This is a genomic window from Gilliamella sp. wkB108, assembly GCF_001690195.1.
In the GTDB taxonomy this organism is placed as follows: Bacteria; Pseudomonadota; Gammaproteobacteria; order Enterobacterales; family Orbaceae; genus Gilliamella; species Gilliamella apicola_L.
This window is the reverse complement of the sequence record NZ_LZGM01000021.1, coordinates 71851-79775: the sequence shown is the minus strand read 5'-3', so window position 1 is coordinate 79775 and position 7925 is coordinate 71851. Positions and strand designations below refer to the sequence as shown.

General features: G+C 33.3%; 4 protein-coding genes. 3 read left to right on the top strand and 1 reads right to left on the bottom strand.

Features of this window, described 5'->3' with window-relative positions; genetic code table 11:
* A partial coding sequence (locus A9G11_RS14565; RefSeq protein ID WP_218056025.1) for a hypothetical protein occupies positions 1–608 on the top strand: 608 nt, incomplete at its 5' end.
* 57 nt (positions 609–665) lie between these two features.
* On the opposite strand, the gene A9G11_RS03190 is transcribed toward A9G11_RS14565, so the two are convergent.
* The gene (locus A9G11_RS03190; protein WP_065618091.1) at positions 666–2408 is read right to left on the bottom strand and encodes a DKNYY domain-containing protein; all 1743 of its coding nucleotides are present in this window, start codon (positions 2406–2408) and stop codon (positions 666–668) included.
* 203 nt (positions 2409–2611) lie between these two features.
* Between A9G11_RS03190 and glnE the strand changes: the two genes are divergently transcribed.
* Positions 2612–5455, top strand: coding sequence for a bifunctional [glutamate--ammonia ligase]-adenylyl-L-tyrosine phosphorylase/[glutamate--ammonia-ligase] adenylyltransferase (glnE, locus tag A9G11_RS03185; RefSeq protein WP_065618090.1), 2844 nt, complete (start codon positions 2612–2614; stop codon positions 5453–5455).
* 270 nt (positions 5456–5725) lie between these two features.
* Complete coding sequence (locus A9G11_RS03180; RefSeq protein WP_065618089.1) at positions 5726–7912, top strand: extracellular solute-binding protein; 2187 nt, start codon at positions 5726–5728, stop codon at positions 7910–7912.
* The last annotated feature ends 13 nt before the right edge of the window (positions 7913–7925 follow it).

Below are 7925 nucleotides of genomic sequence, written 5' to 3'. Positions count from 1 at the left end.
TTTATAATGATTTCTATGTACATTCATTTGAAAACTATGTGATTTTGTTGCTATTTAAATTGATTATTTATATTGCAATTAGTTTAATCATTTACTTTATTATTAAAATATTAAGTCCTTTTTATACCCATACAGCTAATTTTTTAACTGCTCAAAATAGTCCAAACGTCCATTTATCTTTATTTATCGCTTTGTTTAATTTGATTTATTTTACAATGACATTTTCATTAACTGGAGATTATGATTATCGTTCCTTGCTGAATATAGATAGGGATGATATTACAATTTATATTACCATATTGATTGTATTAAATATTCTTTGTTTCTTGGCGGTGCATAAGCTTTTTACCAATGTTGCTGATAAATTACGAATAATGCTTCTCATTTCATGTGCAATTATTACCTTTATTTTATTGATAATCGCAAATATTTTGCTGGTTATATTCAGTATTAATAACCTTAGTAGTTTTTATGATGACTATGCTTTATCTCTGATTGTTCATATTATTCTATTTTGTCTTGTAGATTTCTTGGTATTGCGAATTTGTGTGAAATTCTTTTTTAGTAAAAAAAGAGACGCTACCACATTAACGGCTAAATCAAGTTAAGTGAGACAAATTAAGTTAATCAATCGTTGATTAACGATAAACTCACTTACTGAATTTTCATTTCGGCTGGGAATATACCAGCGAGACAGGTTGAGGTAGTGAATAATCGGTGATTTTTATTGGTGATTGCGTTATATCAATGGTTGAAATAAATTTCCCCGCTCTGTATTGAAATCGGTCATCATAGGCTGTTTCATCATCATTAAAAATGGTCATTAACTCTTTTGGATTAGCGATAAGTATGATTTGATTTTCATAATAGGCAAATTTATCATCTTTAGAATAATAATCGTTAATAGGTGTGAATGAGACAGGGTTAGCCCCTACTATTTTTTTATCTTGATAATAAACACTATTTTTATCTTTGCTGTAAAGTTGATTATATTTGTCAACTTCAAACGTCGCATAATCTACCCCTTCGATTAGTTTGCCTCTATAGTAGATATGCATCTTATCTTCAGCATAATCTACCGTACCAACAATCCGTACAAAAGTGTCAAGATCTACCTCCTCATCAATAGGTCTACCTTCATAGTAGGCTGCATTTTTATCTTTTGCATAACTGTCCCCCAAAAAAGAGAGAGAATTTAAATCAATCTGATCTAATTTTTCATTTTGGTAATAAACGAAGTTGTTACGTATGGTGTATCTTAAGCCATCCTCTTCATCTTCGAATTCTTCATTACATAATTGAGATCCACTCTCTGACGCTGAAATTTTTATGCCATGGCAATATTCAAAATTTTTATCCTCATAAACAAGATAATAGCCATTATCGGTAGTGTACATATTTCTATTAAAGGTGTTGGGATCGGCTTCTTCAATGATTTTGTTACGATAATAAACGTGATATTTATCTTTAGCATATCTCAAATCAATAGTGGTAAAAGATTGAGGATCAGTGGTTGCTTCTATTTTTTTATGTTGATAATAGAGATTATATTTATCTTTGGCATAGTTGTTATTAAAAGGAGTAAAGGATTGTGGATCAGCGATTCCTTCAACTTTTTTAAAATGATAATAAAGATGATATTTATCTTTAGCATAGTGTTTATTAATGGCCGTAAAGGATTGCGGATCAGCGATATCTTCAACTCTTTTAAGATGATAATAAAGATGATATTTGTCATAAGAAAAGTGATAATCAATAAAGGTGAACGATTGCGGATCTGCAATTTCTTTAAGTTTAATTCTGTCGTTAATATAAATCCCATTTTTATCTCTTATATATTTTTGATAGCTCTGAAATTGGAGGATTTCAAAACCTTCTGAACTGATTCCATTTAGTTTTTGATTTAGCATATAAACGCCATTTTTATCTTTACTGTATTCGCTAGGATAACTGTCATCGTCAACTATTTGAAAGGTTGCCGGATCTAGATCATCAAAACACTTTAATAAAGAACGCCCTACCAAATAAACATGATTTTTATCTTTCAATAAATTAGAAACAATAAACTCGACACTATTAGGATCAACCAGAGGCAATTTAGTTCCCTCATAAAAAACATGATCTTTGTCAATCGCAATACTCCAGGGTAAAGTAGGATTTTCATTGTCAGAATTAAATTTAACACTGTTTAGATCTGCATCAACTTTATAAATATCAAATAAACTTTGAAATGGAATAAAAACTAACTCATTATTTTCGTTGAAGTGATAACCATACTTAGTAAATATGTTTGACTGCAAAGAGTCTTTAGCAAAGGCGGTAGGTATTAAAAAAAAGCTAATTGTTAGGATGAACAAAGATTGTATAACGCCAATTAAGGCTCGATTCAATGATTGGTGAGCTTGCATTTGTATTCCAAAAACCAAATAAAACTATACACATAAACTTATTGAAATTAAGCATATCATTTCTCTATTTTTGTAACAAGATTAATGTGTTAAACAAAAATTAGTGCATAAAACGCTATATGAAAAATAAATGTCATTTATAATGAATATTACTATTTTGATGATTTTTGTTTAATGAAAATTATTTCTAAGAGAGTTTGTATATGTCAGAATCTAAACCACCGTTTGATATATTGCTTGAACAGCAAAAGCAAAAAGTCATTGATCAACTTGCACAATGTGATCCAACTGATTTGCAAGCCAATCTCGATATTTTGGTGCAAAGTGATTTTTTGGTGGACGCATTTTATCGGTTTCCCTCCTGGCTCTCTGACCTAGTACAAAATCCTCCACAAGCCGATGAACGGCACTGCTATCAAGCTTGGTTAAACGAAAAATTGGCATCAGTTTCAGATGAATTGGCTTTACTGAAAGTGTTAAGGCAATTTCGTCGTTTCATGCTGGTACGTCTTGAATGGTCGCAATTAACACATAAAAGTAATGATGAGCAGATATTAGCGCAACTGAGCGAACTGGCTGAGGTAATAATTGTCAAGACACGCGATTGGCTTTATAAGTTAAGTTGTCAGGAATGGGGTACACCTTGTAATAGTCAAGGTGAAGCGCAACCTTTGTTGATTTTAGGCATGGGTAAATTAGGCGGCGGCGAACTTAATTTTTCATCAGATATAGATCTAATTTTCACTTATCCTGAGCATGGACAAACACAAGGCGGCAGACGTGAGCTTGATAATGCGGTATTTTTTACCCGCTTGGGGCAACGTTTAATTAAGGCGCTAGATCATATAACGGAAGATGGTTTTGTTTACCGTGTGGATATGCGTTTACGCCCACTAGGTGACGGAGGGCCTTTAGTACTGAGTTTTTCCGCAATGGAGGATTATTACCAAGAGCAAGGACGTGATTGGGAACGTTATGCAATGGTTAAAGCCAAAGTACTAGGATGTCAGCAAGATGAGTATGTAAAAGAGCTTTATCAATTACTAAAGCCGTTTGTTTACAGACGTTATATTGATTTTAGTGTACTGCAATCGTTGCGCAACATGAAAAGTATGATTGAACGTGAAGTTCGCCGCCGTGGATTGGTTAATAATATCAAACTTGGTGCCGGTGGTATTCGTGAAATTGAATTTATTGTGCAGGTTTTTCAACTGATTCGTGGTGGACGAGTCGTTGGGTTACAAACTCGCTCATTATTATCTGCATTAAATATTATCGAACAAGAGTCATTGTTAAGTACTGAGGAAGTTAAATCATTACGAAGTAACTATCTTTTTTTACGTCGCGCAGAAAATTTACTGCAAGCTATTGATGATCAACAAACACAAACATTACCTGATAATCAGCTTGATCAGCTGCGTTTAGCTAAAGGTATGCAGTTTAATAGTTGGTTAGAGTTTGAGAATGAATTATCAAAGCGTATGCAAGTTAATCGTTTAATATTTAATGAACTCATTGGTGAAGTTGAGACAGATGCATTATCACATCAAGGGCAATATGACGATAAATTTGATGATCTTTGGGTGCCAGATTTGCAACCGAGTGACGTAAAAACGGTTTTATCATCTTATTCAGATGCCGATGCCAGTCAATTATGCCAAATGTTATTGCAATTACGTAATGATATCAGTAAACGAACCATTGGCGTAAGAGGGCGTGAAATTCTCGATCAATTAATGCCACGATTATTAGAAGCAATTTGTGATGAGAAACAAGCCTTAACGGTACTCTCTCGCATATTACCTTTATTAGTCAACATTGTTAGTCGAACTACTTATTTGGAACTGTTACTTGAATATCCAACAGCATTAAAGCAACTGATCCGCTTATGTAGTGCTTCGCCAATGATTAGTGATCAACTTACTCATTATCCAATCTTACTCGATGAGTTAATCGATATTAACTCACTTTATCAAACCGTTGCGCCAGATGGATATAAAAGTGAACTGTATCAATACTTATTGCGTATCCAAGTGGATGATGAAGAGCAGCAACTTGAAGCATTACGTCAATTTAAACAGATGCAATTATTACATATAGCTGCGGCTGATGTTGAGCATGTTTTAACCACAATGAAAGTCAGTGATCATCTTACTTTTGTGGCTGAGTCATTATTGGATTTTGTAGTTCAAATGGCTTGGAATCAAATGGTTGAACGTTACGGTCGACCGGAACATCTAGCTGAAGGGCAGAAAGGTTTAGTGGTTGTTGCTTACGGAAAATTAGGTGGTTGGGAGCTAGGTTATGGATCTGATTTGGATTTGGTATTCTTGCACGATTGTCCAGTTAATAGCACCACCAATGGCAACAAACAGATAGATAGTCGCCAGTTTTATTTACGTTTAGTTCAACGTATCACACATCTATTTAATGTGCGTACTAGTTTTGGTGTACTTTATGAAGTTGACTTAAGGTTACGCCCACAAGGTGATGCGGGTTTACTCGCTTGTAGTTTAGCGGCTTTTGAAGATTATCAAATGAATGATGCATGGACATGGGAACATCAAGCATTAGTGCGGGCGCGAGCTGTATATGGCGAAATAGCGTTAATTAAACAATTTAATCAAATTCGTCATCAAGTACTGTGTAAAGTCCGTGATGAAAATACATTAAAATCTCAGGTGCGTGAAATGCGTGAAAAGATGAGAGCGCATCTTGGTACTACTGATGCTCATTTATTTAATTTGAAAATTGATGAAGGTGGTATTGGTGATATTGAGTTTTTATCACAATATTTGGTTCTTAATTACGCGCATCAATATCCTAAATTGACGACATGGAGTGATAATGTACGAATTTTAGAGTTGGCAGCAAACTATGAAATTATGCCAGTACAGGAAGCTGAGTTACTTACTAAAGCTTATATTGATATGCGCAACGAGATCCATAGATTATCATTACAACTGTTATCGAGTACCGTAGATAGTGAGAGATTCAAGCAAGAAAAACAGATTGTTAATCAGAGTTGGAATAAATGGTTAAAATAAGTTGCCATACAAATTTAAGCTTATATTTTATCACTTGAATTCAGAACAAAATCTATACTTAAACGTATAGTTAACCTGAAATATCTTGTCATTTCGTGGTTTTAGGTGAATAAGAATATTGCAAATTATTTGAATCTGTTATTAGCGTTATGGTAATGAGGTTAATCAATATTCAATTGAGAGTCAGGGATTGGCACTTGATTGCAACAATTTTAGTATATATTTACAATAAACAGCTGACTTAACGATTAAGTATGGAGTTATTAGATAATGCCGACTATCAAAGATATTGCCAGAATTGCAGGTGTATCACATGGAACAGTGTCAAACGTGCTTAATGGTCGTGGCAATGTCAGTGTAAAAAAAATTAAATTAGTTGAAGAAACCGCGAAAAAATTAGGTTATCAGCTTAATTTACAAGCTAAAATTTTAAAAGAGGGTGCGGCAAAAACAATTTCGGTGATATTACCCAATATCACTTCAGAGCAGTATGCAAACCTATATGACGGGTTATTTAATAATTTAAATGCATTAGGTTATGAATTAGTACTTTATTTAACGCATGACTCAAAAGAGTTAGAACAGCAATTTATCCAAAAAATCGCGATTAAACGCGATTGGGCAGTGATAGTTGTCAGTTGTTTGGATGATGCCAGCAGTTATTATCAAGCCATTAAAATCGCTAAAGAGAAAATCATTTTTGTATATCGAAAACCGGCGAAGGCTAAACAATTCATCACATTAGATTATGAAAAAGCCGGACAGGATATAGCTAATGAAATGATGAAGCATCAATATAATTGTATTGGTTTATTTAGTAATGCTGATCATCTTCACCATTCACATGCATTTAAAAAAGGCTTAGAAGACTTTTTCAGTCAACATCAATATTTAATTGATATACATCATATTGAATCGATGCCGTCAGAAAGTACTTACAGTTTGGCATATAACTTTTTTTCTAAGCAACAAAAGATCTTTGATGCAATTATTACCATGGATATCGAACGGGCGCATTATGTACGAAATGCCAATTTTTTTGGAAGTTTAGAGCGATGTCCACCTATCTATACATTAGCTAATAATACCTTTTCTTATGAAAGCAATTTTTACCAATACCATATGAATTATGGTATGTTAAGCCAACAAATTATTAATTTGATTGAAAATAAAGCCATATCTCAGATCGAAAATAAAGGTTTTTCGTTGTTACCTGATTTTCTTTTTCATCAGATTCATAAATCTTCACAGAAGCTCAACTTCTTGATTCTACCTAGTCCTTCTACCGAAGCCGTTCGAAAATTACTCCCACATTTTAAAAAAGTAAGTGGTATTGATGTCAATTTAATGGTTAAGCCGTTTGATGAGATTTATCATTTACTGGATAATATTGAACAACATAAAGAAATCGATATTATACGTATTGATATGGCGGGATTGTCGTGGTTTGCCTCTACAGCACTAAAACCATTATCCGAATTAAATATGGATTTAAACGCTTTATTTGCCCCATACTTGCCTAAAATTATTGATCGCTTTAGTTATATTGATGATATTGCTTATGCTATTCCATTTGATCCAAGCATTCAGATGCTGTTTTATCGTAAAGACTTGTTTAATAATCCCTTGATAAAACGCGCCTATTTTGAAAAATATCGTCAACATTTAGAAGTGCCAACAGATTTTGTACAGTTTGATCAGATAGCTAACTTTTTTAATCAACAACAAAACCATGAATCACCTGTAGAATTTGGCAGCTGTGTCACAATAGGTAATGCTGAAATTATCGCTTCTGAGTTTTTACTACGTTACTACGCACAAGGTGGACAGTTAGTTAATCAAAATCAATTAAGTTTAAATCAATCGATTGCTTTATCGACATTAACTCAATTTAAATCCTTTATTCAAACAGGACAAAAAATTGAGGCTACTTGGTGGCAAGAGTCGGTTGATCAGTTTGAGCATGGTCGCTTAGCGATGTTAATTGTTTATATGAATTTGTTTACTTATGTAAATCATAAAAATATTTTACCGTTAGTTGGTTATGCTAAAGTGCCGGGGAACACAACTTTATTCGGTGGAGGTTCACTTGGCATGTCAAAATATAGTCGTAAAAATAAGGCGGTAAAATCTTTTTTTGATTGGTTATATTCTAAAGAAATTAGTGAACAGGTCGCTTTATTAGGCGGGGCAATGGCACAAAATACTATTTTTGAAAATCAGCAAATTATCAATAGTTACCCATGGTTACCGTTAGCAAAGCAACATTATGTTAATGGGATACGTGAAAATCATTTAGGCGAAAATACCGCTATTGATTTACGCTACATTGAAAATGTGATTGGTCATTATTTGTTAAAATGGATCAAAGAAGAATATAGTGCTACACAAGTTATTGATAAGATTAATCAAGAATTAGAACAAAAGAAAACGCTAATAATTGCCAAGAATCATTAGCGTTGCGATAAGA

What these genes read in the sequence shown, in the direction of transcription:
- A9G11_RS03180 (WP_065618089.1), top strand. Translation starts at nt 5,726, where the DNA reads ATGCCGACTATCAAAGATATTGCCAGAATTGCAGGTGTATCACATGGA.
- glnE (WP_065618090.1), top strand. Translation starts at nt 2,612, where the DNA reads ATGTCAGAATCTAAACCACCGTTTGATATATTGCTTGAACAGCAAAAG.
- A9G11_RS03190 (WP_065618091.1), bottom strand. Translation starts at nt 2,408, where the DNA reads ATGCAAGCTCACCAATCATTGAATCGAGCCTTAATTGGCGTTATACAA.